The following is a 26103-nucleotide window of genomic DNA, read 5'->3' on the forward strand; positions in this document are numbered from 1 at the left end:
GTATGAAGCATTTTGAAGAACATGTTGAGGATGTTTCTCTCATTCTGGACGAAGAGGAATGTTCTGATACAAAACAAACGGATATGATTCTGGATGTCGGGGATCGCCCGCCGCTTCTGCAATGGCTGTTTCTGAGCTTTCAGCACGTATTTGCAATGTTTGGGGCAACGATCCTGGTGCCTACACTGACGGGCTTACCCGTTTCGGTGGCACTTTTTGCAAGCGGTGTGGGAACGCTGATTTATACGTTTGTGACAAAGCGCAAAGTACCCGTATATCTGGGAAGCTCATTTGCCTATATCAGCGCAGTGGTAATTGCAATCAAGGCGATGGGTGGCAGTGTGGATGCTGCACAGACAGGACTGATGCTGGTTGGTGTGATCTATGTAGTTGTTGCATTGATTGTACGTGTTATCGGAAAGGAATGGATCGATAAGCTCCTTCCACCCATCGTAATCGGACCGATGATAGCGGTTATCGGATTGGGTCTTGCCGCGAATGCTGTCAGCAATGCACAATTCATAAAGGACGGGGATCCCCGTGCCATGATCGTCGCAATCGTCACCTTTTTGATTGCGGCCCTGATTTCCACAAAGGCGAAGGGCTTTTTCAAAATTATTCCGTTTCTGATTGCCATTCTCGGAGGCTATGTGTTATCCCTTTGTCTGGGACTGGTTGATTTTCAGGCCGTCGTGGATGCCAAATGGCTGTCCTTTCCTGATTTTATCCTGCCTTTTAAAATTGGAAATTTCCGCACCTATAATCTGTACTTCGGTCCGGAAACGCTTGCGATTCTTCCGGTTGCACTGGTTACGATTTCCGAGCATATCGGCGATCATACGGTACTTGGAAAAATCTGTGGACGCAATTTCTTAAAGGATCCGGGCTTGGAGCGTACACTGATGGGAGATGGTATCGCAACCGCGGTTTCTGCCTTCCTCGGAGGTCCGGCGAATACGACCTATGGAGAAAATACCGGTGTGATCGGTATGACGAAAATAAGCAGCGTATATGTAACAGGCGGTGCTGCCTGCATCGCCATTCTGCTGTCCTGCGTTGGGAAGATTTCCGCCTTTATCTCAACGATTCCTGCCTGTGTACTGGGTGGTATGAGTATTCTTTTATACGGGGTCATTGCCAGCAACGGCTTGCGTGTACTTGTCGATAACAAGATTGATTTCGGAAAGCAGCGCAATCTGGTAATCGCCTCTGCCATGCTCGTCATCGGTCTTGGCGGTGCCATACTTCCTGTGGGAAGCTTCATGACCCTTTCGGGAACCGCGTTATCTGCGCTTGTCGGCATTATCCTGAATCTGATTTTGCCCAAAGCGTCTTAATACTTGAGAACAACGTAGCATATGAAAATGGATGAATCCCTGCAGATACCGGGTGTTCATCTGTTTTTATTATGGATTGAAATCAGTTAATTTTTTTATTTGCTATACAGATATCACGTGAATTCCGTTATAATATAGGATATGAACGAGGAAATAAAAAAGGCTTTGACACCAAAGGAAGCAAAAAAAGAGAAGATGAGAAGAAAACGGCAGCTGCGAAAGGAACGGGAAATACGAAAATTGTGCAGGGATACAACAAAAGAGGATCTGCTGTTTCGCGTCATGAAAACATATTCCGTGAATGAAGCAATGGCGCTGAAGACACTGAACGAATACCATATCGAAATAACCCGGCAACAGATTGCCTTTGCAAGGAACAGGATGAAAGGAATCCAGGCGAATAATAAAAGAAAGAAATCACATAGGAAAAAGCGAAAGCAACGATTGTCGGAGGAAAAGGAATATCAGGCATATAAAGAGGATGTCTGTCTGCGTTTTATGGAGACAGGGCAGGTATACACGCTGGATGAATATGCGATTATCAAGGAAGAAATTTTCTAAAGGAGAAGAGAATGCAGTTTAAACGAATATATGTGGAAATAACGAATACATGCAATCTGTCCTGCAGCTTCTGCATACAAAATCAAAGAAAGCCCCGCAGGATGTCAGTTGCACAGTTTTCACATGTCATCAGAGAAATCAAGCCATACACCGGGCATGTATATCTTCATGTGCTGGGAGAACCGCTTTCCCATCCGGATCTGAAAACGTTTTTGCAGATTTGTGATGAGCAGGGAATGCAGGTGAATCTGACAACAAACGGCACTCTGCTGAAAGCATGTCGTGATGTTCTTATAAACAGCAGACTGCGGCAGGTCAATGTGTCCCTGCATAGCTTTCCCGAGCATGAGCAGCCACAGTATCTGGAGCATGTCTTCTCCGTGTGTGAGGAGCTTGCCCAGCGTGGTGTACATATCAGCTATCGCTTGTGGAGTGTACAAAACGGAATGCTATCCGGTGAAAGCACAAGGCTGCTGCAGCGACTTGCCCGGCATTATCACATATCGCATTCGCAGGAATTTGAAAAGCGTATGCGGCTGGATGTGGGAGATCATCTGCATCTAAATCTGGAATCGGTATTTCAATGGCCGTCCCTGCAGCATCCGTATGTATCCGATTGCGGGCGCTGCCTTGGGATGATGCAGATGTGTGCAATTCTGAGTGATGGAACTGTTGTACCCTGCTGTCTGGATTCCAGAGGAGATGTGGCACTTGGAAATATATTTACGCGCTCGTTTTCCTCTATTCTTGACAGTGAGCGTGCTGAACAGATGAAAGCGGGCTTTGCGCAGCATAAAGTCGTGGAGGAGCTGTGTAAGCATTGCAGCTACCGCCTGCGCTTCACAGAACATAAGAGAGGAGAAAAAAGTGTATGAAAGTAGAAAGCATTAGAGAATTATCATGTTTTCAACAGTATGCTACGAAATTGAGCGAGCAGGGTATTGGGATGAAGGCTGCTGAAGCCTGTATTGTAAAGGAACTGCTGGAAGCGGATAAACAGCTTCCGGAATTAGAGCTTTTGACCAATTCTTCGGTAGTGGAATTCATTATGATGAACATTGTTAAAGATGCAGCACATGAGGAAAAGGACATCACCCTTTCCCGGGTAATGGAAACCATAGAGGAGCTGGCATCTGCAAACACCGAAGAAGAAGCACTTCCGTTGATGACAGAATTTGTCAATAATCTCAGAAGGCTTTTAAAGAAAAAGAGAACACGGGATATCCGCAAGCTTACAACTACAGATAAAAACTATTATGAGATTGAAAATCTGTTAAATGAATTGGATATGCATCTGATGAATGCAAGCTCCTATCCATGGTCACAGGCACTACTTGTGGATGTTTTGAGAAGTGTGGATCTGGATTCCATAACGAAAGGAAATTATGAACGCGCCTATGCGGATATTTATGAAATGCATGAGAATCAGGAAGCCTGTGATGCGTGTTATAATCGGTTAATAAAACACTCTCCTGAAGATGCCAACATTTTATATGGATGGCTGACACAGTTGTGGCAGCGCAGGGACTATGATGCCTGTTATGATATGATTACACGTGGACTACAGCTGCAGGACAGCTTTTTTCAGGAGATGTTTTTGGATATTGCACGGGATATCGCAGAACAAACCGGTGATGACAGTGCCTATGTGCAATGGAAAAAGCAATATGGGAAGAGGGATACATATAAACAGAATTTGACGGATACCCGAGTAAACAAAGTTCAGCTGCCACTGGATACCAGCGCCTATACGGACGCAAAGCCCAATAAACCGTGTCCCTGCGGCAGCGGGAAGAAATTCAAGGCGTGCTGTAAAAAATACTGGATAAAACAGAGGCACAGGGTGTATGAATATACTGGTAGGAACAACCAACAGAAACAAGGTACGCTCTGTACAGCGTTATCTGCAGGCATATGATGTGCAGCTTGTGACACCGCAGGATGTACGGCTTCATGTAAGGATTAAAGAGGATGGTGCGACACCAATTGAAAATGCAAGGATCAAGGCGCTTGCCTATTATCGCTCTGCCCGGATACCGACCGTTGCCTTTGACAGTGGTCTGTATTTCCTCGATTTGAAAGAGGATGACCCGCTGCAGCCGAAAACACATGTTCGCCGTGTACAGGGCAGAGAATTAAATGATGAGGAAATGATCAGCTATTATCGCAGAATAGCCGCAGATTTCGGTGGACGCCTGCTTTCCGCCTACCGTAACGGAGTTTGCGTTGTGTACGATGAACAGCACATCTATACGTATATGGAGGATATGGAAACGGCAAGAGACTTCGCCTTTTATCTCTGTGACACGCCGCATGAGCAGCGCACACCGGGATGGCCGCTTGATTCTATTTCCATCGATGAAAAAACAATGAAGTATTTTCATGATATGGCGGATACAGAGTATGCAGCTGCAGGGGAGGATGAAAAACGCCTTACCTCGTATAGAAATATGCTGGCATTTTATCGCAGGGCATTCCATCTGGAAGAGACATCATAACACCTGTTTTCCAAAGAAAGGCTGTTTATCGCGTTGGAAAAGGATTTTGTTCATCCTTTTTGCTTTCAGGTTATAAAGAATGCCGGATTCATGGTATAATAACACTCGAAAAGGATGCGTGGACATGGAATTAAAAGCATTGCGTATATCAGAAAAAAAGGCAGAGGTTCTTCATAGTATGCAGATTATGCGGGCAGAGGATCTTTTGACCTGTTATCCGTTCCGGTATGAACATCTGGAGGCGAAGCCCCGGGATACATGGAAAAAGGAAGACAGGATCATCTTCGAGGCGGTTATTTTGAATCGGGCAAGGGTGATCCGTTTCAGGGGAAAACAGAGTGTTACCCGCTTTAAGGTGATGCTGGAGGATGAGGAGCTTGATGTTTCGCTGTTTAACCGCCCCTGGGTGTCGGCTTTTACGATGGGGAAGGTAATCACGATTATCGGCAAATATGACGGAGGAAGCCGTGTCACGGCGCTGCAGTATAATTTTAAGCCTATGAAAGAGCAGCTGGGCATCCATCCGGTATACAATGTTCGTGAGGGGATCACACAGAAGGAGCTGGTCCGCTATATTGATAAGGCATGGCAGGCCCTGCAGAATCAGATTCCGGATGTGATTCCAAAGCCGTATCTGGAGAAATATCGTCTGATTCCCAGAAAGCAGGCCTTGTATTTCATTCATCACCCAGCCAGTATGGAGGCGGTGAAGCAGAGCCTTCGGCATTTAAAATATGAGGAATTCCTGAAATTTCAGCTGAGCATGCAGGCGTTAAAGGCCAGGGACACGGAAATGGTTCAGGGGAGTGCCAAGCAATTCTCCATGGAGGACGTTATGGATTTAAAGCATTCCCTGAGCTTTACCCTGACAAATGACCAGAACAGGGTGGTTGAGGAAATTTTACAGGATTTATCCAGTGACAAGGTGATGTATCGCATGGTGCAGGGAGATGTCGGCTGTGGAAAGACGATGGTGGCGGCCTTTGGCCTGTATGCCTGTGTGTTGGCACATAAGCAGGCGGTTTTCATGGCACCCACGGAAATTCTTGCCAAGCAGCATCTCACAAATCTGAAGCGGCTGTTTTCGGACTTTGACATTACCGTTGACGTGCTGTATTCGAGCCTGAAGCCGGCACAGAAAAAGGATGTACTGGAGCGCTTGAAGCATAATGAAATTGATATTCTGGTCGGTACGCACGCACTGTTTCAGGATGATGTGGAATATTATGATCTGGGTATGGTGGTTGCGGATGAGCAGCACCGTTTTGGTGTTGCCCAGCGAAAGAAAATGCTGGAAAAAGGGGAAAAGGTTGATTTTCTGTTGATGAGTGCAACACCGATTCCCCGTACGTTGGCGATTTCCCTGTATGGCGATATGGATGTGTCCACAATTCAGGAGCTTCCCAAGGGGCGCTCTGCGGTTACGACAAAGCTGATATCCAGCCGTTCCATGAGTCCGATTCTGGAAGCTGTGCTGGAAAAAATAGATGAAGGGGATCAGTGCTATGTGGTCTGCCCTGCGATTGAGAAAAAAGAGGATATGGATATGCGCAATGTGACGGATATTTATGAAGGGATGTGCGCATCTTTGGGGCGGCGCTATCGCATAGCATTGCTGCATGGGAAAATGAATACACAGGAAAAGGATGAGGTCATGGAGCGCTTCCTTCACAGGGAGGTTGATATCCTTGTGTCCACAACAGTGATTGAGGTTGGCGTGGATGTGAAGGATGCCAATATCATGGTGATTTACGATGCGCACCGATTCGGACTCTCACAGATTCATCAGCTGCGGGGCCGGGTGGGAAGAGGAACACGTCCCGGATATTGTTATTTATTAAGCAGTACAAAGGATCCGGATTCCCTGCAGCGCTTGAAAATCTGCGAACAGACAAGAGATGGCTTTGCGATAGCCCGTGCGGATCTGCAGCTCAGAGGTCCCGGCGATATTCTTGGAACCAGACAAAGCGGTGTACCGGGCTTTATTCTGGGAGATGTGATTCAGGATGCCAATATTCTGGAGGTCGCGCGTGAGGACGCAGCGGAAATTCTTGCACATCTCGACACAAGCGGCTATGAAGAGATAAAAATGTATGTTGAGCATACAGTTGGGAGTGCCACATATCTGGATTAGTGGTATAATATACAGGAAAACAAGAGGAGATACTACGTAATGGATACAATATTTGAATGGTTAAAGAATCAGAATATCGCTTATTCCGATAAAAAGCTGATTACACAGGCACTTGTGCATTCCTCCTATGTGAATGAGCATAAGTCCTATGCACATGATAATGAACGTCTGGAATTTATGGGAGATGCCGTACTGCAGCTATGGACGACAAAGAAGCTGTTTCTGCTGGAGCCGGAGCTGAGTGAAGGGCAGATGACAACCCTGCGTGCACAGCTTGTCTGTGAGGAGGCACTGGCGGAATACAACCGGCAGCTGGGTCTTGGAAAATATCTGATGCTTGGCGTTGGTGAGGAAAAGACAGGTGGAAGACAGCGCGATTCTATTCTGGCGGATATGTTTGAGGCACTGCTTGGTGCGGTGTTTCTGGATCAGGGGATGGAGGCAATCGACATTATTCTGTCTGCAGTCGTTACACCTGCCATCAGCCGTCCGAAAAGTGAAAAGGTGATTGATTATAAGACGAAGCTGCAGGAATACATACAGTCAGATTCCCGTAAGACGGTGCATTATGAAACTGTAAACGTTTCCGGACCAAGCAATAAGCCGGAATTTGAGGTTATTGTTATGCTGGATGATATCAACCTGGGACGCGGCAAGGGCTTTTCGAAAAAGCGGGCGGAACAGATGGCAGCCAAGGATGCATTTGAAAAAATGGTAAAATAACAGAAAAGAGCCGTAACAGGTTCTTTTTTTACGGTATAACGGACATGATAAAGTCATAAATGTCTGTGTATAAGCAGAGATAATAGGGGAGTATCGGGAAGCTATGAGACAATCGCTGCAAACATGTGTGAGCATATGAACCGGTAAAACGAAGTGTACCGTCGTTTCAATTCTCATACGACTGTAGAGCACCTCGTTATTGTTTACATGAACCCGACTTTTGCCCCCCAAAAGCAGGAGCTTGTAAAATATTCAAAAAATATCATGTTAAATTTAGGAGTTTTGCCCTTTCCATACGTATATAAGAGTGTATATGGAAAAAAGGAGGATGATACATATGCAAAAATCGAAGGAAAGGGAGTATCCGATTCCCTTTCACAATGATGTATTTTTCAAGTATATGCTGATTGGTGAGGATGCAGGCTCTGCCATGCTGAGAAGCAAAATCATTGAAGATTTTACGGATTGAAGGTTCAAAAGACACAGGTGCTGAATCCGGAGCTACTGCCGGAAGCCTTTTTCGGAAAACGAGCGGTTCTGGATGTTGTATTGGAGGATGAAACAGGTCACCTCTATGATTTGGAGATGCAGGTATCCGGGTATACGAAGGAGGAACAGCTGCGTTTTCAGCAGTATGGCTACCGCCTGGTCGGAAGACAGTTGAAGCAGGGGGATGATTACACAAAGCTGAAGCCGTTTTATCAGATTATTTTCATAGGAGCCCAACGGTACACTGCATCGCGCGATTGTGTTTTTACCGATGATCAGGCAGCGTGTAAAGGAGGTTGGAGGCATAGAGAACCTGACGGAGTTTGAAACCTTCTGCTATGTACTTGCATATAATCCGGGTGATGCTATACTAAACATGAAGAGAAGGATGGTGAATGTGGCTATGGAAAAATATAATGAGATGCGCGAGGATGGCTCATTATTCAGCTGGGCGGAATCCATTGAATTTGCAGAGCGAGCAGTACAGGCCAATTTGAGAGAGCAGACAGCAGAGGCTGAAAGGCTCGGACTTGAGAAGGGGTTTCAGAAAGGGCTTGAACAGGGCATTGAAAAAGGTATCGTGAAAGGTTTGGAAAAAGGCATCGAAAAAGGTATCGAAAAAGGAATGGAAAAGGGTCTGGAAAAAGGGAAAAGAGCATTGTTGAAATCACAAATAGCACACAAATACGGCAAGGAGGATGACTGGATAAATACACTGCCAGATCATCAGGTTGAGGATGCAATTCTTCATATTCTGGAATGTGATACATATGATGCTTTGAAAGACAGGCTGAAGGGTAAAGAAGTGAAATAAGTATACACATCGAGCTGATAGGAAAATCTGGAGCATAACAAACGTAAGGGAGCGATAGTAATCGATCAGCTTCCTTTTTATATTGCAGGGCATGGAAAAGAACAGCTGCTTTTACAGCCGGTTCATTCTTACTTCAGGATGTATGTTCAACTTCTATTGATCAATACAATCGTGTTGCGTCTGTATGCTTTAAAGCTACCTGCAATTGAACAGGAACCTTACAAACGGATACGTTTCTGTATAGAAATAACACTTTCGCAAAAAAAGCGATATAGAAATGAAAACGGTATCTTTTTTCATTTACGGATGGGGATTCTCATGTTATAATGCTTTTGCAGTGGTATATACCACTAAGGAGGACGAGATGAAGAAAGATCTTGTGAAAATCGTGACGATAGGAGGCGGCTCCTCTTATACGCCCGAGCTTGTCGAAGGATTTATTCGACGTTACGACGAATTGCCGGTCGGTGAATTATGGCTGGTTGATATCGAAGAAGGACGAGAAAAGCTGGAAATCGTCGGTGCTCTCGCTCAGCGCATGGTGAAAAAGGCAGGATTGCCGATGAAGGTGATTCTTTCCTATGATCGAAGAGAAGCATTAAAGGATGCGGATTTTGTGACTACACAAATGCGTATCGGTCGTTTACCGGCACGTGTTCTGGATGAACGGATTCCCTTATCCCACGGGATGATTGGACAGGAAACCAACGGGGCCGGGGGAATGTTTAAAGCATTCCGTACGATTCCGGTCATACTGGATATTGTAAAGGATATGCAGGAGCTTTGTCCGAATGCATGGATGATTAACTTTACAAATCCGGCAGGTATGGTTACGGAAGCTGTTCTGCGTTATACGGATTTCAAAAAAGTGATCGGATTGTGCAATGTCCCTGTCAATATGGTTGCCGGTATCGCCAATATCCTCGGGGTAGAGGAACATCGTGTGACCATGCAGCTGCAGGGAGTGAATCACCATATCTTTGCGACAGATGTGTTTCTTGACGGCATGAGTGTGATGGATGAGGTTGTAGAGCGCTATGCGAATGTAAAGCCGGAGGATGTTCTGGCAATGAAAAACTTCATATCCCTGCCATATTCCCCTGCCTTTATCCGCGGGTTGCATGCAATACCATGCCCATATCATAATTACTATTTTTTCACAAAGGAACAGCTGGAGGAAGAACAGGAACAATTCGCAAAGGGCAATGTGCGCGGTGAGGTCGTTTCCCGTGTGGAAGAGGAGCTGTTTGAACTGTATAAGGATGAGCAGCTGGATGTCAAACCAAAGCAGCTGGAGATGCGCGGGGGTGCAAAATACAGCGATGCGGCATGCAATCTGATTGCGTCCATCTATACGGATAAGCGTGATATCCAATATGTGGATGTACAGAATAACGGCTGTATCAGTGATCTGCCGGATGATAGCGCTGTTGAGGTTGCGTGCATGATTACTGCGGATGGGCCTAAGCCGCTGGCTACCGGGGAAATGAAGCCGACGATTTCCGGAACGATTCATATGATCAAGGCATTTGAGCGTATGGTTGTTGAGGCTGCGGTTACAGGAAACCGCGATTTGGCAGTAACGGCATTGAATATGAACCCATTGTGTCCAAGTGATCATCTGGCAAATATCGTAGTAGACGAGCTGATTGAGGCGCATAAGGAATATCTGCCTCAGTTTCGTGGGAAGTAGCCATGAGACTGCAGGGGAAGGATATTTATGTTCGCAATCAGACCGCGAGCAGAATTACGGATCTATGCTTTCTGTATCCGGGGGGAACCGCACCGCATACCGTAAAGAAGATTCCACCGCATCAGCACCAGCTGGAATTTATTTATGATTTCAGCATAGCAGGCGCAAAGGATCTGGCATTTTATTTTCTTGATGATGAGGATACGAAGTTCATTTTTCATAAGGAGCTTGATGCTGAACATCAGAATCAGCCGTTGTATGTTTACATAACCATACAGGATGGCAGACGCTGTGTGCGAAGGGATCCTCATGGTAAGGAATTGTATCAGGAATAAGGTGAGTACCTGAAAGCTAAACGAAAAGAACACGTATCTGTTTCGGAGTTCTTTCTCGACTGTGGGTAAACATAAAACAGGGAGAATGCAACACGATTGTATTTATCAATAGAAGTTGAATTCTCTCTGTTTGCAGACACCCTAAAGTAAGAAAGAACCTGATTTCGGTAGACGTGTTCTTTTTAGTGGATGAAAAGCATATCGGTTACATGGAATGGCACAGAAACGGTGGATATCATATATGCTGCCGGAAGAGGCACTGCAGAGCCTGTGCAGGAAGGTAGCAGGCAGAGCAACTAGCCTGTAAGCCTTTGTTTATCATGTTAGTTAAGATTTAAAACTCCGGCCTTTGAAAAGGCAAGGTATGACCTTTTCTACATATGGAAACTACGAAATGTTTAGATTCCCTAGCCTCCAGAGGTGTCATAAATAGATTATGATACAGGGGGGAGAAAAGAGTGATATGCAATAAAACAAAAGATATCCTCTTTATAATGCAGTATGAATCTGCCTTGTGACAATACTTTTGTATGTCTGCATTTTCCATAAGGAATGCAGTTCATGGGCTGTTTCCAATGTTCAAAAGGCTTACAGCCTGCTTTAGCCAGATGCTGTGACCTGCGAATTTTGGCTATCGAAATATTCATAGCTTATTTACTGAATCTGTTCCTGCGGCTGAAAGAGCTGTTGACAGTATACAAATAAAGCGACATAGTCATTGGAAAGCATATTTCAAGCAGTGTCGATACACCGCCATTTAACAGATAAAGCAAAAGCTCGAATACGACGAGCATGGCATAAGGTCCTGCCACCTTTTGAAAAGCAGCTATATCTCTGGTAAGCAGCTCACACAGTATATGAAAAATCAAAAGCACATACAGGATGGTGGATCCCATCGCAAGGCGAGTATGCCATTTTGACAGTGTTGCATGTACATAGGGGGCATAGGGAAGCAGTACGGAAAATACCATACCGAGACAGCTGAGTAAAAGTACAAGCCAACCCAGCCTGTTGCGGTATTCAAGGGAAGCCATCCATTTTCTCGTATACACATAAAAGTATAAGGCAGCGCTGGCCGCCCATAGCATCAGATACCAGCGCATATGCAGTGCATTTCCCAGATGGGAAAGATTTTGTGAAAGTGGTTTGACAAACCACAGGGTATTGAGATTGATGATCCAGATCCCCGCAATGCATAATGTTTGATTTAGGCGCATGAACATTCTCCTTTACAGCAATCTATTATACCATTTGAAAAATGTGAAAAAATGTGAAATCATGAAATTTTTAGGAGTTTCATGATTTTTTTACGTATTTACTAGTGTAAAAAGCAAGTCGAGGTGATAAAAATGGATGCTATGTTAAAGCATATGGAGGTTCGTGATGATGGTTTTCTGGAGGTGGTGTTAAAGCGGACAAAGGATTTTGATGAGTATATCTTTCAACAGATTCATAAGGATGAGCGCTGTCTGCTCTGTGTGCGTGATCCCCGCAGCAAAACCAGGCTGTATTATGATACGAAGGGGTATCTGACATTGAAGGAGTATTTACAGGCGCATCTGTTTGCGGAAAGAGAGCTGTTGCCGTTTCTGCTGTATGTACTCGAGGATATGGTGCAGGTAAATGCCGGAAAGCCGGTATCCATGCGGCTGGAGCATGTATTTCTCAGCTATGATGGAGGTCTTTTGCGCTTTCTTGTATTTCCGCTGGTTGTGGACAACTGGCTGTTTCAAAAGGAGGAGCTGAAGCAGTTTTTAAAGGATTTACTGGATTGTGTCCGTGTAACACAGGATTTTGCGGCACTGGGATTTCTAGGTTATTGCCTGCGCAGCGAAGATCTGACGCTGCCTCAGGTTTTACAGGGGCTGCATGATTTGCAAGCTGCACAGGCTAAGCCTTTGGGATTATTGGAAAAGCTGTTTCATATCACAAGGGAAGAACCGTTTCAGGTACGCGATCTGCCCGCTCCCAAGACGATGGCTGTACCTTCCTTTGCAATCGCAGAGGAGAGTGGCGGCTATGCGGTACAAAAGAAATTGGAGAGTCCGACACAGGAGCTGCTTGCACAGGATTGCAGCTGTCTGGTGGATCTGAAGTCATGGAACAGCATACGTGTGGATAAGGCGCAGTTTACAATCGGGCGGGCAAAGGACAATGATCTGGTGCTGAGTGGGAAAACGATATCCCAGCATCACGCCTGTATCGAGGAGGGTGTGCTGAAGGACTGTGGCAGTGCCAATGGCACATATATCAACGGTGAAAGAATAACATCCCGTGAACTGAAGGATCAGGATGTTATACGGTTTGCGAATCTGCAGTTTCGCTGGCAGAAGGAGGAAATCGTATGAATCTGCGCTACCAGATCTGTGCCTGCCTGTATCAGGGAACGGCCTGTGAGGTGTTTCTGGTACGGGATATCGTCACATCACAGCTGTATGCATTGAAACGCATTGTACGGCATCATGCAGAATTTTCAGATGCTTATCTGCGGGCGGTATATCAAAGAGAGGCATGTATGCTGGGATGGCTGCAGCATGAGCGTATCCCGCACCTGATATCAGCATTTGAGGAGGAACAGTACCGCTGTATTCTGATGGAATATATTCCCGGTGTTTCCTTATCGCGTATACAGGGCTGCAGCAGCGAGCAAAAGCGTCTGCAGTGGTGCCTGCAGCTGGGAGAGCTTCTCCGGTATCTCCATGAGCAGCAGATTGTACATCTGGATATCAAGCCGTCCAATCTGCAGTACTGGAAGGGAAATGTCTATCTACTGGATTTTGCGACCAGCCGTTTTCTGCAGGAACAGGATGTCGCAGCCGCGGTGTCTCCCCGGCTATTCTCCCAAAGAGGCTGGTACGCTGAACTGTGATGAGCGAAGTGATATTTACAGCTTTGGAAGAACCTGCTATGTCCTGCGTCATGGACAGTTTCCTGCAGATGGTACATGCAGGGATGCATTGGATGCGTTGCTTCTGCACTGCTGTCAGGAAGAAAAGAATCAGCGCTTTAGCAGCATGCAGGCTGTTATGAAAGAGCTCGTAAGGCTATGCGAAGGATAAAGCTCTGTGTGTTGCAGGACAAGGGTATACAAACGATTCTGCTGATAAACCAGCGAAAGACGGTGCCTGTTTATCAGTATCGGGATGTTGCGGTGCAGGCAGTATGGAGAATAGGCGGATGGAGCTTTCATGTTACGCAGTCTGCTTCTCCTCTGTATCAGCTGCATAAGAAGGAAATAGAACCGGGCTTTCATTGCGTGATTGCACTAGAGGGGCAGCGGATACGCTTTTATGCAGAAGAACTGTGTGCAAACGCTCTGCGCTTTCATGGCTATGCCCTGGCGGGCATTGTGCATATCGGGCGCTCCTCCACACAGGAGCTGTGTCTGAAAAGTGCTGGAATATCTCTATGTCATGCGCTTTTACAAGCGAAGGATACGGAGTGGGAGCTGGTGGATCAGGCGAGCACCAATGGCTGCTATGTCAACGGGGAGCGCATTACAAGGCATACAGTAGTGCCGGGCGATGTCATTTATCTCGGGAATGTGATGCTGCTGATGGGAAAGGACAGTATCTTCGTTCCAGAGCAAATAGCGGATACAAGGCTTTCTGAAATTCCCTATTGCAAAGCTGTCATAGAGGAAAAGGAAGCAGGCACAGCCATATGCCTGACACCGGAGCCTGTGCAGAAATTAACGATGGAAATCGAGCTGCCTCTGGCCAAAGGCACACAGGAAAATCTTCCTGCAATCTTTGTACTGGGACCCTCCATTACCATGGGGCTTTCCTCCACCGCAATGGGGATGTTTTCCTTCTGGCTGGCAGCAGAGCGAAAGCAGGATTTGCTTTCTGTGGTGCCGACACTGCTCATGTCCCTCAGCATGGCGCTGGGAACAATCCTTTGGCCGCTGCTCTCCAAGCGTTATGAGCGAAAGCAGCAGCGCAGAAAGGAAGAAAAACGATGCTATGTGTACTCCTGCTATCTGCTGGAGGTGAAACAGCGTATTCAACAGGCAATGCAGGAGGAGACTGCATATTTACAGCACTGGTATCCGCCGGTTTCCAAGCTCTGTGTCGATTTTCTTGCTCAAAAGCCGTATCGTCTTCGCTGTGTGAATCATGCGGACTGGCTGCATGTGGTGCTGGGACAGGGCAGCTGTCCTGCAGGCATTGATCTGCAGATTCCTCATGTATCCTCCATGACGCAGGATATGCTACTGGATAAGCTGCACGGATTGCAGGCTGGTCAGTTCAGATTGGAAAATGTCCCCATCGTGGCAGATCTTCGCGAGTGTCAGTCTCTGTGTCTGGAGGGAGAACGATCCGTATGTATCGACACGCTGCTGAATATCCTGCTGCAGCTGGTCATACAGCAGCCGGAAAAGGAAACCCGTATCTGTATCGCTGCGGATAAAGCGCTGATTTCAAGGGAAAAGCTGTTCTGTCTGCCACACCTGTTTGTGGACAGGCAGCGACTGCTTGTATGGGATGAGACAAGCGCAGGCCGATGCAGGCGTCTTTTGGAAGCGGTGGTGGACGATGAAGGTATCAAGGATGTCATCGTTTGTATTCTGGAGCCGTGTCTTACCGGTTCTCTGCAGCTGCCTGCGCATGAAAAAATTCACCAACTGCGCTGGAGCGATACGCTGAACAACGCTGCTGATCTTCAGCTGCAGATAAACGGTGGCAGTGTGCGATGGCCGCAGCGTCATGCGGACTTCACAATCGATACATGCACAGCAAGGCAAAGACGTGCTGCCTTTGTTCAACGCTCAGCGTATCCAAAGGATAGTGCACGGGGTAAGAAAATGCTGAGCTTTCTAAAGCTGTTTCACTGTCACAGTGTTGAGGAGCTTCAGATAGCCTCCCGCTATCAGGGGAGTGATGCTGCGAAAAGTCTGCGCGTGATCATCGGACAAAGTGCAGACGGCGGTGAGCTGTATCTGGATGCGCATGAACACAGCCACGGACCGCATGGATTGCTTGCGGGAATGACCGGCTCCGGCAAAAGTGAATGTCTTCTAACCTATCTGCTGTCGCTGGCTGTTACGTTTTCCTGTCAGGATGTCAGCTTTCTGCTGATTGATTTCAAGGGGGGGACAATGGCCAATGCTCTGGCAAAGCTGCCGCATACCGCTGGTATCATTACGAATCTGGATAAGGGCATTCTGATGCGCTGTATGTGTGCAATAGAGGGCGAGCTTACCCGCAGACAGCAGCAGCTGGCGGATACAGGGAAGCGGTATGGAATCAGCAGTATGGATATCGATAAATACATGCAGCTCAGAAAGCAGCATCCCTCCCTTACGGCGATGCCCCACCTGTTTCTGGTAGCAGATGAGTTTGCCGAGCTGAAGCAGCTCTTTCCGGCGGTTCTTGATCATCTGCGTCAGTGTGCCAGAATCGGAAGAAGCCTGGGTATCCATCTGCTGCTGGCGACACAGAAGCCCTTCGGTGTTGTGGATGAACAGATTTGGAGCAATGCGCGCTTTCGTCTCTGTTTAAAGGTTGCCGATCGCAATGACAGTATGGATATGCTGAAAAAGGACTCCGCTGTCCATCTGCAGCATCCCGGTCAGCTGTTTTTACAGGTAGGACATGATGAGGTCTTTGTGCAGGGGCAAAGCGCCTGGACACAGGCACCCTATGATCCCTGCGGAAAGGAGGCATCGGATCTGTATCTTTCCTATTATGACAGTGACGGGAATATGCAGGATATCCCGATGGCAGGCGGTACGGTGGCAAAAACCGAGCTGGAGGCGGTTTGTGATGCACTGTGTGCTATCAGCACAGAGCGTGCCACTCCTTTGTGGATGCCGCCATTAAAGCCGGATCTGCAACAGGAGGAGCTTCCGGCTAAGGAAACTGCATTGACCCTTGGTTTGCTGGATGATCTTGCCCATCAGCAGCAGATTCCCTTTTCCATGTCCGTGTGGGACGGACGCAACCTCGCTGTGTGCGGCATGGTGGGGAGCGGGAAAAGCATGTTTGTGGAAACGCTGATTCAAAGCTGTCTTGTGAAGTCTGAGAACATACTCTATCTGTTTGATTTCGATAAGCCGCTGTTCATGAAATATGCGCAGTACCAGCAGGTTGCCGCTGTATTTCAAAGAGAGGATGCAGAGGGAATTCAAAGCTTTTTCAGCTTTATGAGGCGCATGATAAAACAGCGCAGAGCACAGAGAAGCGAACAGGGAATCCTTTGTATTCTTCATAATTATGAGGTGTTTCATGAACTGTATCAGGAGCTGGAGGAGGAACTGCTTTATCTGCTGCGCGAAGGAAAAAAATACGGCATTGTATGCTGTATCACAACGGCTGTTCTGCAGCAGATTCCCATGCGTATACAGGCCTGTCTGGAAGACTGGTATGCCCTGCAGTGTGCACAGCATGAGGATTACAGCTATCTCTTCTCCTGTGAACAAAGCTGTATTCCGCTGACACAGCCGGGCTGTGGTCTTATGAAATATAACGATACTCTCTGTATGTTTCAGATTGCCGTCTATCGCAAGGAGGCATGGATGAAGGCATCCCGTTCGCAAACACCGCCGGCTTATGCTGTTCCACGTATGCCGGCACATGTTTCCCATCCTCTTGCAATGCAATGTGACAGCAGCTTTTTGGGCAGGGAAATCAAAACGCAGGAGGAAATTTATACAGCCTATCCCACAGGGCGCTGTCTGTTTCTACTGGCTGCCTACCGTCTGAATGACAGCTTCATTTCCCTCTATCTGAAGCAGCTGGAAACAGGAGGCAGTGTCCATATATTCAGCCCGCATCCGCTTGCGAAACGAAAGCCGTCCTCCTTGGATACGCTTGATCGACTGCTGAAGCAGCCGCAAAAGCAATATATCGTATGGCATCAGCTGGATGAGCTGACTCTGGATGCAGCCTTCATGAAGAAACTGCTGGAGGCAGAGCAGCTGCATCATATTTTTATTGAAACCATACCCCATCTAAGTGCGTATTCCCTATGGGACTGGTATGCACCTGTATGGCTTGATGCCGCTGTTCTATGGATGGGAAAAGGATTTCAGGAGCATTCCTATACGTTAAAAAGGAATGTGCAGACAGATAAAATACTGAAAAGCAAGGAAGCGATTTACTGGGAGGAGGATTCATGCAGAATACTGCAGCTATGGGAGGTCGAGGAAAATGGATGAAAGAATACTGGTGGAGGTGTATGTACCAGCGGTGCTGCAGGGTATGGAGGTGCTGCTTCCCGCGCAGGCAAAACTGGGTGTTGTACACTGCTTTGTATCACGGTTACTGGAGACTGCCTGGCATTTGGAAAAGGGCAGTCTAAAGGATGCTATATGGTATCTGGAGCAGCAGGACAGCATGCCGGATTTCGCATTGTGTGTTAAGGATGCCGGCATTCGCAACGCAGAACGCATCATCATCTTATAGGAGGAATGAAATGAGTATAAAAATACAAGTGGATCCTGCCAGACTGGACAGTGCGGCAGGACAGATTGAGCAGCAGACCCTGTCCTACGAAAAGAATTACCGCCGTTTATTTCAGGAAGTGGCGGCGATGGGCAGCGGCTGGCAGGGAAAGGATAATCAGGCCTTTGTATCACAGATTCAGGGGTTTGAAAAAGATTTTCAGCAGATGGCGGCACTCATGCGCGAGTATGCGGCTTTTCTCAAGCTGAGTGCCAAGACCTATCGACAGACACAGGATGAACGAGCACAGATGGCTCGCCGTCTGGTCAATTAGGAGGTGTATCATGGATCAGCTACAAATTACACTGGCACAGGTAACTCAGACAGCTGCCAGTATCCGTTCACAGAATCAACAGCTGAATTCCTGTCTGCAGGAAATCGGTACTTCAATGAATCAGCTTGCTGCCTATTGGCAGTCTCCGGCTTCAGAAAAAATAAGATCCCGCTTTCACGGAATGCTGCCGGTTTTTGACAATTATCGGTCAATTGTCGAATCCTATGCAAAATTCCTTGATCAGACGGTATCTACCTATCAAAGCATGGAGGCACAGCTGAATGCCAGTGCCGAAGGCTTCTAGGATTCTTATCCAGACCATGGCAAACGGCTACTTGCAGCAGCTGTATGCATTGCAGACACAGCTGCGCCAGCAAACCGTCATGCTGCCAAGTGCAGCACAGGGCGCAGAGCTTCCCCTGCTGCAGCGACAGTATCGCAATATCCTGCATAATGTGCAGGAACAGATTCGGATATGTGAGGGTCTGCGTATGCTGTAGGCAATAGCCGAATGATAAAGATACATACCGGAAAACTGCTGCAGCTTCAGCAAAGCACACAGCAAACCTGGAAACAAAGCAGCCGCCTGAGTGCCTCTGTTTACCAGCTCCAGAATATTCTGGGACAAAAAACGCAGCTAAACCGTTTATCTGTCCTGCAGCGACAGCTGTCTGCTCAGCTGTATCAGCTGCAAGCCTTTTTCCATGAATCACAAATGCAATATGAATCGATGGAGCAGCGTCTTCTGAAGCAGGCTGGACAGCTGCGAACAGCAGCATCCCTATCCAGTGACAGCGATTGGTCGGATGCCTGGTATACACAAAAGGACAGCTGGAAAACCACCCATCGCACACATACGACCTTCGGCAATGGCAGATCCCTTGTCGATTATGCGAAAAACGGTATCTGTGCCGGAATTTTCGGCGGCTTTGATGCCTTTCGCTATGCAGTAGGAAAAAACAGCAAATATACATCGGCAAATGCCCAGTTTACACTTGGCAGTGCCCACATGTCTGTGGATGGGAAGGGGCTGCTGTATGATGACGGCACCTGGAATCCGCAGCTGCAATTGGAGGCGGAAGCAGAAGCTGCGCTCGCACAGCTGAAAGCCGGTTTTGATATCGGAACCTCGTATGTGCATGCCGGGATTGAGGCTTCTGTAGGAGTCGGTGTTGCCAAAGGAGCCGCAAAGGCAGTGATTAAGAAGGATGAGGTTACGCTGAAGGGCGAAATCGGAGTGGCGGCCGTACAGGGGGAGGTAAAGGGCAAATTCTCTTTGTTTGGCGCAGACATAACGCTGAGTGGTACCGGTGAGCTTGGTGCTGCCGGCGTTGGTGCAGAGTTTTCCAGTAAAACAGGGGAAGTGGAGTTTGGCGGAAAGGCTTCACTGCTTGCAGGTCTGGGATTTAAAGTTAAAATCAATTACTGATGGGAAGGTATAAGGAATGAAAAAGGAAGCATTACGAAATATTCTGCCTCTTGGCAGTGTAATCACCCTGAAGAAAGGGCGAAAAAAACTAATGATTATCGGTAGAATTCAGGAGGAGCGTTCCAGCGGTATCCTGTATGATTATGCTGCGGTGCTGTATCCGGAAGGCATACTGGATGCCTCCGAGCTGTATATGTTTCAGGGAGAGGACATTGACCGCATCTATCATGTCGGGCTGCAAGAGGAAGAGGAATTCGCCTTTCGCAGCTATATGGAACAAAAGCTTAAGGAATTGAAGCTGCTGGAATAAGCTGTTGGATGCCCTGTAGAATCAAAACACGTCCGCATCTCTCAAAGAGAAAGGACGTGTTTTATATAGGATAGGCGACTGACGGAAATTCAAGCAGCATGCTCATTCGATAAAAGAAAAAAGCTGTGCCCGGAAATGAATACCAGACACAGCATTTTCTGTATATAAGTGCTATCGAATGCTGAAGGAAAGCAGTGCAGCCAGTGATATAGCAAGTCTGGAATATCGCACTCTTCTTCCGCCCTGCAAAAGAATTTCGCTGATGGCGCAGTATTTATCAACAGCCTGCAGAACCCAGCCCTCCTTTGTTTTGGGGCAGTGCAGAGTCATCGGCCACATATGGTGTACGATGGCATCTTCGATAATCGTGTTAACCGAGGTTGCCTTACGTGCATTTTCCAAAGCAATCTGTGGATGTACGGCACAGTGTCTTCCTTCTATGGGACGCTCTTCCTTATCCAGATTTCTCCAGTCATAGTGATACAGATCATGAAGAAGGCCGGCTCTTGCGGCGCTGCAGGAATCCAGATGGAATCGCCGTGCTATCAGAAATGTATAATAAGAGACATTCAGCGAGTGCTGAAATCTCGATGTATTCATATGCTGTGTAAATGTTTTGAGGTCCTGTACATCATGCAGATGCAGCAGATCCCGGATACAGCTCAGATACTCCTGAGCCAGATCATTGTTGGCGTTATTCAAATCAATTCTGGAAAAAATCGCTTTTTGCATTCCATGACCACCTTTTTTACATTGACATTACTATAGCACTACTCTGTGAATAAATCATGTGAACATTTTGTGATTTTTAAATTCAGAGACAATTCATACTATGCAAAGACTGCAAAATGGGGTATCATAAACAGGCAAAGACATGGAATGAATAGGAATGTCTATCAAAAGGAAAGAGGGAGCTTATGCCGGATTTTGAAAAGGTGATTGTCCACGTTTTGGACTGTGAACAGAATACATGTATTATGAGTACCGCCTGTATGCAGGAGCTGCAGCCGGAGGTTGAAAAAATGATGCAGACCAAGGCATCCAAGGTTTTTTCAAGCTCCTCCAAAAAAAGCGGAAAATTCAAGGAAAGCTCGCAGGTTAAGCAGTGGCTGGACAGCTATAAGCTGCAGGAACAAAGTTTTGAACAGCTCAGTGAGCAGCTTGCACGCCATATATTCGATGCAAAGCTGCGATGTGCCTTATACTATCCAAGCGATCTGCTGATTGCACAGGTGATGGAAGAGGGAAGGCGCTATCTGCTGGTCATCGACAATGCCTACAGTGAGGGAATTACACATACGCTTGTACAGGAGGAAGCCGGTATGCGGAATGAAATCATCCCCTATCGCACGCTGTTATCCTCCTCTTTAGTCAAGGCGGATAAGGCATTTCTCGTAGAGCTGAGTGATTATGCGCTGCATTGTGTGGAAAGCAAGGTCGAAATTGAAGCGGAGAAGGTGAATTTCTTTGCGGATATCATACTGGAAAGCACAACCTCCCCCTCTTACAAGGAAGCGGTATCCTCACTGGCGAAAATCACAGAGGAAATCAGCGATAAATACGACCTGGATCAAATGGAGGTCGTTCCGAAAATGAAAAGTATCATCAAAGAGAATATCGAGCAGCAGACACCGATTGAAATTGAGGAGGTCGCAGAGCTGCTGTTTGCAGAGAAGCCGCTAGCCAGGGATGATTTTCGCGAAGAACTGCGCAAGCAGGGCGTTGAAAAGCCGATTGAAGTGGAATATGTGAAGCCGGCACGTTCGGATAAGGTGCAGAAAATCAAAACGGATAAAGGAATTGAAATTATCATACCGGTGGACTATATGAACTCCCGTGATTTTGTGGAATTTAAAAATCAGCCGGACGGAACGATTTCCATACAGCTGAAAAACATCACCCGTATCACAAGTAAATAGTTGCATCGGATAATAAAGACAGTATGTTTGAGGATATGAAAAAACACATGACAGCAGGATTTAAAAATATAAACTGCAGCATGTGTTTTTTTGTCTTATAACTACTCAATCAGCGCAACGCCACTGACACCTTCCACCTCATCCAGAAGAATCGCCTCAATACCTCCCTGAATGGTATCGTCGATGGACATGCAGCCGACGCATGCTCCCAGAAGACGCACACCGACAATGCCGTCCTCAAAGGATACGAATTCAACATCGCCGCCGTCTCTTTGTATGTATGGACGTATTTTTTCAATGGTTTGCTTGATTTCATCTATCTTAGTCTGCATCCTATTCCTTCTTTCTCTAATGGATAAGCTGATACATGGACAGGGATACCAGTATGCCCAGCAGGATACCTCCAAGTATTTCAATGAATTTATGGCCGAGAACGCTTTTGATCTTCTCGTGATAGATCGGATCGTTGAATTTCAAACCCTTCAATGTTTCCAAATCGCTGATCAGCTGCTTTGTCAGCTGGATATTTCTGCCTGCGTAGTAGCGGACATTGGCTGCATCGTAAATAACGATGAAGCTGAATACACAGGTAATCGCGAAGAGGGCGGAATCAAAGCCTTCATTCATGCCGATTGCAATCGTCAGGGCTGTTACCGTAGAGCTGTGTGAGCTTGGAAAGCCTCCGCAGGCGATGCACTGATGCACATCCAGTTCCTTGGTACGGAAATAAAGCACGATCGGCTTTAGAACCTGGGCGATGACATTTGCCAGAAGGGCAGCCACCAGGGGGTAAATCGAACTCATGTCTGTATCACCTCATATAGTCCAGAGTGCTGTATGTATAACGTTTCGCTGCTGTTTATGCAGATATATGGAACTAGAAACACGGTGGAATCATCCCCATCGGTATTGCATGGGAATCTGTGTATTCCGCATCCATTATCAGCAGTTACCGGCGAATCATCAGCCTTTTACGCTCTCTGCCATATTATTATAACACAAAATCGGAAAAGATATGATATAATAAGCATGATGAAATGAGGTGAGTGGATGCATTATATGGTTGGAGAGGTCGTGGAAGGTGTCGTTACCGGAATCAAGCCCTACGGCGCATTTGTTTATCTGGACAGCAAGCACAACGGATTGATTCACATTTCTGAAATCAGTGAACGCTTCGTGCGGGATGTGCATACGTATGTAAAGGTCAATGAACGCGTAAAGGTGAAAATTCTGGATGTTGATGAAGACGGCATGCATTTCAAGCTGTCCTTGAAAGCTATAGAAGCAAATAAAGCTCGTTCCATGCGAAAACGCAGATTCGTCCACGAATTGCCGCAGATGAAAATCGGGTTTGCTTCATTGGCGGAGCATCTGGATCAGTGGATCGAAGAAGCAACAAAGTAAAAGGAGAAAACGCATATGATGAAATTAGACACTAAGCATGCATTTTTGAAAGAAGACATTGCAAGTTATCAGGACATCGTTACCAAATGTCATGAGGATCTCCACAACAAGACCGGTAAGGGAAATGATTATGTCGGCTGGGTGGAATGGCCAAACAAATATGACAAGGAAGAGTATGCAAGATTAAAGAGCGTTGCGGCTGACATCCGCGAAAAATGCGATGTACTGATGGTTTGTGGTATCGGTGGTTCTTATCTGGGAGCCAGAGCTGCCGTTGAAATGATCAATGGAATGTACAGTGATAAAAAGCCGGAAATCATTTTCTTCGGTAATACGTTCTCATCCACGTATATTGCGCAGGTTATGGAGTATATCAAGGATAAGGAAGTCGCAGTCAATGTAATTTCCAAATCCGGTACAACTACGGAAACAGCGCTGGCATTCCGACTGCTGAAGCAGTTTATGGAAGAAAAATACGGAAAAGAGGAAGCAGCGAAGAGAATTGTTGCGACAACGGATAAGGCAAGAGGTACGCTGAAGACGATTGCAGACAAGGAAGGCTATGAAACCTTTGTTATTCCGGATGATATCGGCGGGCGTTTCTCTGTTATCACACCGGTGGGACTGTTTCCAATCGCAGTTGCGGGTATCGATACCGATGCGATCATGACCGGTCTGAAAAAAGCATATGAGGATTTAAAGGATCCGGATTTGAACAAGAATGCAGCGTATGCGTATGCGGTATGCCGCCGTATTCTGGAAAATCAGGGTAAAGATGTCGAAATGCTGGTAAGTTATGAAACACAGATGACAATGGTTGCGGAATGGTGGAAGCAGCTGTTTGGAGAAAGTGAAGGTAAGGAATGCAAGGGAAATCTGCCGACAAGTGCAAACTTCTCGACTGATCTTCATTCTCTGGGACAGTTCGTACAGGACGGGAAAAAGGTTCTGTATGAAACGCTTCTGCTGATTGAAAAGCCGACACTGGATTTAAAATTTCCGGAGGACGGGGAAGATTTGGATGGTATGAACTATCTGGCTGGTAAGTCCGTTGACTGGGTAAACAAGATGGCATGTCAGGGAACGCTGGAAGCACACGAGGAAACAGGAGGTGTTCCAAACCTGATTCTGACACTGGATGATATGAGTGCGGAGAGCTTCGGTTATATGTGCTATTTCTTCTTCAAGGCATGTGCTATCACCTGCTATATGCTGGACATCAACCCATTCAATCAGCCGGGGGTAGAGGTCTATAAGAAGAATATGTTCCGCTTACTTGGCAAAAAATAAGGCGAGAGCAGATAAGATAATTGAGCTTGTTGTTTTATAGGATAAATGCAGTCGCATATAAATGATGGACAGGGCAAGCTTTATTTTGTATCATTTGTGTATAACGGGGTGTTTCCGAATCGGAAATATCCCTTTTTTAAGGAGAGAAAAGAGCTGCTATGTAGAAGGATAGAATAGATGACGGTGATATTTTGCGGGATATGCTGTCATTTTCAGCGGAAATATGGAAAAGGGCTGTATGATGCGCAGCTTGCGTGATAGAAAAAAAGAAAACGAGCAGACAGCTTGATAAGATCAATGCAAAGCAGACTGTGGAAATGAAGCATTGCATTTGATTCGCTCTGTTCGTTTTTTTTGTATTGCGGCATTTAGGTATCGCATTGCCCATCGGTGTGCGGCTTCTACAAAATTGCAGGCACAATCCTCTCAGATAGTAAGCTCTTTTGCGGAAGTAGTATTTTATACGGCGGTATTACTTTTTACGCATATTGATACCGCTGACGATGCCATAGGTCACCAGCCATGTGACGGCGATAAGTATCCAGCCGGTTCGCCATGCTTCTTTACCAAACAGCATTCCCAAGCCGACATAGAGAATGGAAGCACAGCCAAGGGTGACATAATACAGCCAGGAATAGCGGTTTCCATGCTTTTTTTTGCGATATGTTTCGTTATCAACTAGCAGTTCATATGTGTCCATAGAGCAGCCTGCATAAATAAACAGGAAGACAGCGATGGAAATCAGCAGCAGATAGCCGGCATCCATTGGTGCTTTCTCCATATGCAAAACATCCTCACTGATAATCGCGATGATGCAGCTTAGAAAAATCAGCAGCAGGCCGCCGATGATAAGGCGCTTGAATTTTTTCTGCAGACCGTCATTTTCTTCCTTCAGCTCCTGCAGATGGTCATGATCGAAATACAGTGGCTCCTGTTTGAGTATCTTGTATTCATTCTTATCAAAGGACAGCGATACAAGGACGGCGATTCCAAGGGCGATCAGGATCATGGAAAAGATACTCATGACATCCTCCTGCTGAGGATATATAAGAACCGGCAGTCCGGAAAGAATACAAAGCAGTGTCCCGACAGCAATCCGCAGCGTAATTCTTTTCTCCTGCTGCAGATAGCCCTGTACACATTCCCGACTTGCATAAAAGCCCTGTTCCTGCGGCTGCTCTCCTCCTTCATCCTTTAACAGATAATCCATAGTTACGGAAAAGATGTTTCCAATCATCAGCATTTTTTCCGTTTCGGGATAACCCTGATCATTCTCCCATTTGCTGACAGCCTGTCTAGATACGTGCAGACGAGCAGCAAGCTCCTCCTGTGACATTCCCTTCTCTTTTCTTAGTTTCTGTAGTTTTTCTCCAAATTTCATAGTAGTTCACCTCACACCTATATCCTAGCAAAAGGGCAGCAGCTGTGCTACCAAGCTCCTCTTG

Annotated in this window: 27 protein-coding genes and 1 pseudogene; 23 read left to right on the top strand and 5 right to left on the bottom strand. The window is 46.6% G+C overall.

Translation table 11 applies throughout. From position 1 onward, the window contains the following. Positions 1 to 2 precede the first annotated feature (2 nt). The 10 genes and pseudogenes from G4D54_08160 (at position 3) to G4D54_08205 (ending at position 10584) form a co-directional block, all read left to right on the top strand. Positions 3 to 1337, top strand: coding sequence for a uracil permease (locus tag G4D54_08160; GenBank protein QJA02394.1), 1335 nt, complete (start codon positions 3 to 5; stop codon positions 1335 to 1337). A 240-nt stretch (positions 1338 to 1577) separates the two neighbouring features. Continuing rightward, positions 1578 to 1898 (top strand): hypothetical protein, encoded by a 321-nt coding sequence (locus G4D54_08165; GenBank protein QJA05176.1) that lies wholly within the window; start codon positions 1578 to 1580, stop codon positions 1896 to 1898. An 11-nt stretch (positions 1899 to 1909) separates the two neighbouring features. After that, positions 1910 to 2773: a radical SAM protein gene (locus G4D54_08170; GenBank protein QJA02395.1), complete on the top strand. Its 864-nt coding sequence runs from the start codon at positions 1910 to 1912 to the stop codon at positions 2771 to 2773. Further along, complete coding sequence (locus G4D54_08175) at positions 2770 to 3816, top strand: SEC-C domain-containing protein (GenBank protein ID QJA02396.1); 1047 nt, start codon at positions 2770 to 2772, stop codon at positions 3814 to 3816. Before G4D54_08170 ends, G4D54_08175 begins: the two co-directional genes overlap by 4 nt. Next, positions 3746 to 4396, top strand: coding sequence for a non-canonical purine NTP pyrophosphatase (locus G4D54_08180; GenBank protein QJA02397.1), 651 nt, complete (start codon positions 3746 to 3748; stop codon positions 4394 to 4396). The genes G4D54_08175 and G4D54_08180 overlap by 71 nt, the downstream gene beginning before the upstream one ends. Before the next feature lie 124 nt (positions 4397 to 4520). Further along, a complete protein-coding gene (gene recG, locus G4D54_08185) occupies positions 4521 to 6530 on the top strand; it encodes an ATP-dependent DNA helicase RecG (GenBank protein QJA02398.1) in 2010 nt (669 codons plus the stop codon). Between the two features lie 39 nt (positions 6531 to 6569). Beyond that, on the top strand, positions 6570 to 7253 hold the full coding sequence (gene rnc / locus G4D54_08190) for a ribonuclease III (protein QJA02399.1): 684 nt from the start codon (positions 6570 to 6572) through the stop codon (positions 7251 to 7253). Between the two features lie 337 nt (positions 7254 to 7590). Continuing rightward, positions 7591 to 8556, top strand: a pseudogene (locus G4D54_08195) (transposase). 364 nt (positions 8557 to 8920) lie between these two features. Next, positions 8921 to 10249, top strand: a complete 1329-nt coding sequence (locus G4D54_08200; protein ID QJA02400.1) for a 6-phospho-beta-glucosidase — start codon at positions 8921 to 8923, stop codon at positions 10247 to 10249. 2 nt (positions 10250 to 10251) lie between these two features. Beyond that, positions 10252 to 10584 (top strand): hypothetical protein, encoded by a 333-nt coding sequence (locus G4D54_08205; protein ID QJA02401.1) that lies wholly within the window; start codon positions 10252 to 10254, stop codon positions 10582 to 10584. Between the two features lie 650 nt (positions 10585 to 11234). Here G4D54_08205 and G4D54_08210 read toward each other — a convergent pair. Beyond that, a complete protein-coding gene (locus tag G4D54_08210; GenBank protein QJA02402.1) occupies positions 11235 to 11801 on the bottom strand; it encodes a hypothetical protein in 567 nt (188 codons plus the stop codon). A 132-nt stretch (positions 11802 to 11933) separates the two neighbouring features. On the opposite strand from G4D54_08210, the gene G4D54_08215 reads away from it, so the two are divergent. The 10 genes from G4D54_08215 to G4D54_08260 are packed head-to-tail and all read left to right on the top strand — an operon-like array spanning position 11934 to position 20045. Continuing rightward, positions 11934 to 12932 (top strand): FHA domain-containing protein, encoded by a 999-nt coding sequence (locus G4D54_08215; protein ID QJA02403.1) that lies wholly within the window; start codon positions 11934 to 11936, stop codon positions 12930 to 12932. Continuing rightward, the gene (locus G4D54_08220) at positions 12929 to 13453 is read left to right on the top strand and encodes a protein kinase (GenBank protein QJA02404.1); all 525 of its coding nucleotides are present in this window, start codon (positions 12929 to 12931) and stop codon (positions 13451 to 13453) included. Before G4D54_08215 ends, G4D54_08220 begins: the two co-directional genes overlap by 4 nt. Next, entirely contained in the window at positions 13392 to 13643 is a 252-nt protein-coding gene (locus G4D54_08225) for a hypothetical protein (GenBank protein ID QJA02405.1), read from the top strand. Before G4D54_08220 ends, G4D54_08225 begins: the two co-directional genes overlap by 62 nt. Before the next feature lie 8 nt (positions 13644 to 13651). Beyond that, positions 13652 to 17746, top strand: a complete 4095-nt coding sequence (locus G4D54_08230; protein QJA05177.1) for an FHA domain-containing protein — start codon at positions 13652 to 13654, stop codon at positions 17744 to 17746. After that, positions 17739 to 17993: a hypothetical protein gene (locus G4D54_08235; protein ID QJA02406.1), complete on the top strand. Its 255-nt coding sequence runs from the start codon at positions 17739 to 17741 to the stop codon at positions 17991 to 17993. Before G4D54_08230 ends, G4D54_08235 begins: the two co-directional genes overlap by 8 nt. A gap of 10 nt (positions 17994 to 18003) precedes the next feature. Continuing rightward, positions 18004 to 18306: a WXG100 family type VII secretion target gene (locus tag G4D54_08240; protein ID QJA02407.1), complete on the top strand. Its 303-nt coding sequence runs from the start codon at positions 18004 to 18006 to the stop codon at positions 18304 to 18306. Between the two features lie 10 nt (positions 18307 to 18316). Continuing rightward, complete coding sequence (locus tag G4D54_08245) at positions 18317 to 18610, top strand: type VII secretion protein (GenBank protein QJA02408.1); 294 nt, start codon at positions 18317 to 18319, stop codon at positions 18608 to 18610. Then, complete coding sequence (locus G4D54_08250; protein ID QJA02409.1) at positions 18588 to 18806, top strand: hypothetical protein; 219 nt, start codon at positions 18588 to 18590, stop codon at positions 18804 to 18806. Before G4D54_08245 ends, G4D54_08250 begins: the two co-directional genes overlap by 23 nt. An 11-nt stretch (positions 18807 to 18817) precedes the next feature. Continuing rightward, positions 18818 to 19735 (top strand): amino acid transporter, encoded by a 918-nt coding sequence (locus tag G4D54_08255; GenBank protein QJA02410.1) that lies wholly within the window; start codon positions 18818 to 18820, stop codon positions 19733 to 19735. 16 nt (positions 19736 to 19751) lie between these two features. Beyond that, the gene (locus G4D54_08260) at positions 19752 to 20045 is read left to right on the top strand and encodes a DUF4176 domain-containing protein (GenBank protein ID QJA02411.1); all 294 of its coding nucleotides are present in this window, start codon (positions 19752 to 19754) and stop codon (positions 20043 to 20045) included. Positions 20046 to 20216: 171 nt separating this feature from the next. Here G4D54_08260 and G4D54_08265 read toward each other — a convergent pair whose 3' ends face one another. Further along, entirely contained in the window at positions 20217 to 20777 is a 561-nt protein-coding gene (locus G4D54_08265) for an HD domain-containing protein (protein QJA02412.1), read from the bottom strand. 185 nt (positions 20778 to 20962) lie between these two features. Between G4D54_08265 and G4D54_08270 the strand changes: the two genes are divergently transcribed. Then, the gene (locus tag G4D54_08270; protein ID QJA02413.1) at positions 20963 to 21964 is read left to right on the top strand and encodes a nucleoid-associated protein; all 1002 of its coding nucleotides are present in this window, start codon (positions 20963 to 20965) and stop codon (positions 21962 to 21964) included. A gap of 101 nt (positions 21965 to 22065) precedes the next feature. Here the strand turns inward: G4D54_08270 and G4D54_08275 are convergent, their stop codons facing one another. Together G4D54_08275 and G4D54_08280 are read right to left on the bottom strand one after the other, a co-directional pair. Continuing rightward, positions 22066 to 22296, bottom strand: coding sequence for a NifU family protein (locus G4D54_08275; GenBank protein QJA02414.1), 231 nt, complete (start codon positions 22294 to 22296; stop codon positions 22066 to 22068). Between the two features lie 16 nt (positions 22297 to 22312). Continuing rightward, the gene (locus G4D54_08280; GenBank protein ID QJA02415.1) at positions 22313 to 22768 is read right to left on the bottom strand and encodes a divergent PAP2 family protein; all 456 of its coding nucleotides are present in this window, start codon (positions 22766 to 22768) and stop codon (positions 22313 to 22315) included. A gap of 246 nt (positions 22769 to 23014) precedes the next feature. Between G4D54_08280 and G4D54_08285 the strand changes: the two genes are divergently transcribed. Further along, positions 23015 to 23368: a S1 RNA-binding domain-containing protein gene (locus G4D54_08285; protein QJA02416.1), complete on the top strand. Its 354-nt coding sequence runs from the start codon at positions 23015 to 23017 to the stop codon at positions 23366 to 23368. Positions 23369 to 23383: 15 nt separating this feature from the next. Then, entirely contained in the window at positions 23384 to 24658 is a 1275-nt protein-coding gene (locus G4D54_08290) for a glucose-6-phosphate isomerase (GenBank protein QJA02417.1), read from the top strand. 472 nt (positions 24659 to 25130) lie between these two features. Here G4D54_08290 and G4D54_08295 read toward each other — a convergent pair whose 3' ends face one another. After that, positions 25131 to 26039: a helix-turn-helix transcriptional regulator gene (locus G4D54_08295; GenBank protein ID QJA02418.1), complete on the bottom strand. Its 909-nt coding sequence runs from the start codon at positions 26037 to 26039 to the stop codon at positions 25131 to 25133. Between the last annotated feature and the right edge of the window lie 64 nt (positions 26040 to 26103).

This window comes from [Clostridium] innocuum (assembly GCA_012317185.1).
In the GTDB taxonomy this organism is placed as follows: Bacteria; Bacillota_I; Bacilli_A; order Erysipelotrichales; family Erysipelotrichaceae; genus Clostridium_AQ; species Clostridium_AQ innocuum.

Excerpts from the sequence above, each read along its gene's own strand:
- G4D54_08160 (QJA02394.1), top strand. The coding sequence starts at position 3 with ATGAAGCATTTTGAAGAACATGTTGAGGATGTTTCTCTCATTCTGGAC.
- G4D54_08170 (QJA02395.1), top strand. The coding sequence starts at position 1,910 with ATGCAGTTTAAACGAATATATGTGGAAATAACGAATACATGCAATCTG.
- G4D54_08175 (QJA02396.1), top strand. The coding sequence starts at position 2,770 with ATGAAAGTAGAAAGCATTAGAGAATTATCATGTTTTCAACAGTATGCT.
- G4D54_08180 (QJA02397.1), top strand. The coding sequence starts at position 3,746 with ATGAATATACTGGTAGGAACAACCAACAGAAACAAGGTACGCTCTGTA.
- recG (QJA02398.1), top strand. The coding sequence starts at position 4,521 with ATGGAATTAAAAGCATTGCGTATATCAGAAAAAAAGGCAGAGGTTCTT.
- rnc (QJA02399.1), top strand. The coding sequence starts at position 6,570 with ATGGATACAATATTTGAATGGTTAAAGAATCAGAATATCGCTTATTCC.
- G4D54_08200 (QJA02400.1), top strand. The coding sequence starts at position 8,921 with ATGAAGAAAGATCTTGTGAAAATCGTGACGATAGGAGGCGGCTCCTCT.
- G4D54_08205 (QJA02401.1), top strand. The coding sequence starts at position 10,252 with ATGAGACTGCAGGGGAAGGATATTTATGTTCGCAATCAGACCGCGAGC.
- G4D54_08210 (QJA02402.1), bottom strand. The coding sequence starts at position 11,801 with ATGCGCCTAAATCAAACATTATGCATTGCGGGGATCTGGATCATCAAT.
- G4D54_08215 (QJA02403.1), top strand. The coding sequence starts at position 11,934 with ATGGATGCTATGTTAAAGCATATGGAGGTTCGTGATGATGGTTTTCTG.
- G4D54_08220 (QJA02404.1), top strand. The coding sequence starts at position 12,929 with ATGAATCTGCGCTACCAGATCTGTGCCTGCCTGTATCAGGGAACGGCC.
- G4D54_08225 (QJA02405.1), top strand. The coding sequence starts at position 13,392 with ATGTCGCAGCCGCGGTGTCTCCCCGGCTATTCTCCCAAAGAGGCTGGT.
- G4D54_08235 (QJA02406.1), top strand. The coding sequence starts at position 17,739 with ATGGATGAAAGAATACTGGTGGAGGTGTATGTACCAGCGGTGCTGCAG.
- G4D54_08240 (QJA02407.1), top strand. The coding sequence starts at position 18,004 with ATGAGTATAAAAATACAAGTGGATCCTGCCAGACTGGACAGTGCGGCA.
- G4D54_08245 (QJA02408.1), top strand. The coding sequence starts at position 18,317 with ATGGATCAGCTACAAATTACACTGGCACAGGTAACTCAGACAGCTGCC.
- G4D54_08250 (QJA02409.1), top strand. The coding sequence starts at position 18,588 with ATGCCAGTGCCGAAGGCTTCTAGGATTCTTATCCAGACCATGGCAAAC.
- G4D54_08255 (QJA02410.1), top strand. The coding sequence starts at position 18,818 with ATGATAAAGATACATACCGGAAAACTGCTGCAGCTTCAGCAAAGCACA.
- G4D54_08260 (QJA02411.1), top strand. The coding sequence starts at position 19,752 with ATGAAAAAGGAAGCATTACGAAATATTCTGCCTCTTGGCAGTGTAATC.
- G4D54_08265 (QJA02412.1), bottom strand. The coding sequence starts at position 20,777 with ATGCAAAAAGCGATTTTTTCCAGAATTGATTTGAATAACGCCAACAAT.
- G4D54_08270 (QJA02413.1), top strand. The coding sequence starts at position 20,963 with ATGCCGGATTTTGAAAAGGTGATTGTCCACGTTTTGGACTGTGAACAG.
- G4D54_08275 (QJA02414.1), bottom strand. The coding sequence starts at position 22,296 with ATGCAGACTAAGATAGATGAAATCAAGCAAACCATTGAAAAAATACGT.
- G4D54_08280 (QJA02415.1), bottom strand. The coding sequence starts at position 22,768 with ATGAGTTCGATTTACCCCCTGGTGGCTGCCCTTCTGGCAAATGTCATC.
- G4D54_08285 (QJA02416.1), top strand. The coding sequence starts at position 23,015 with ATGCATTATATGGTTGGAGAGGTCGTGGAAGGTGTCGTTACCGGAATC.
- G4D54_08290 (QJA02417.1), top strand. The coding sequence starts at position 23,384 with ATGATGAAATTAGACACTAAGCATGCATTTTTGAAAGAAGACATTGCA.
- G4D54_08295 (QJA02418.1), bottom strand. The coding sequence starts at position 26,039 with ATGAAATTTGGAGAAAAACTACAGAAACTAAGAAAAGAGAAGGGAATG.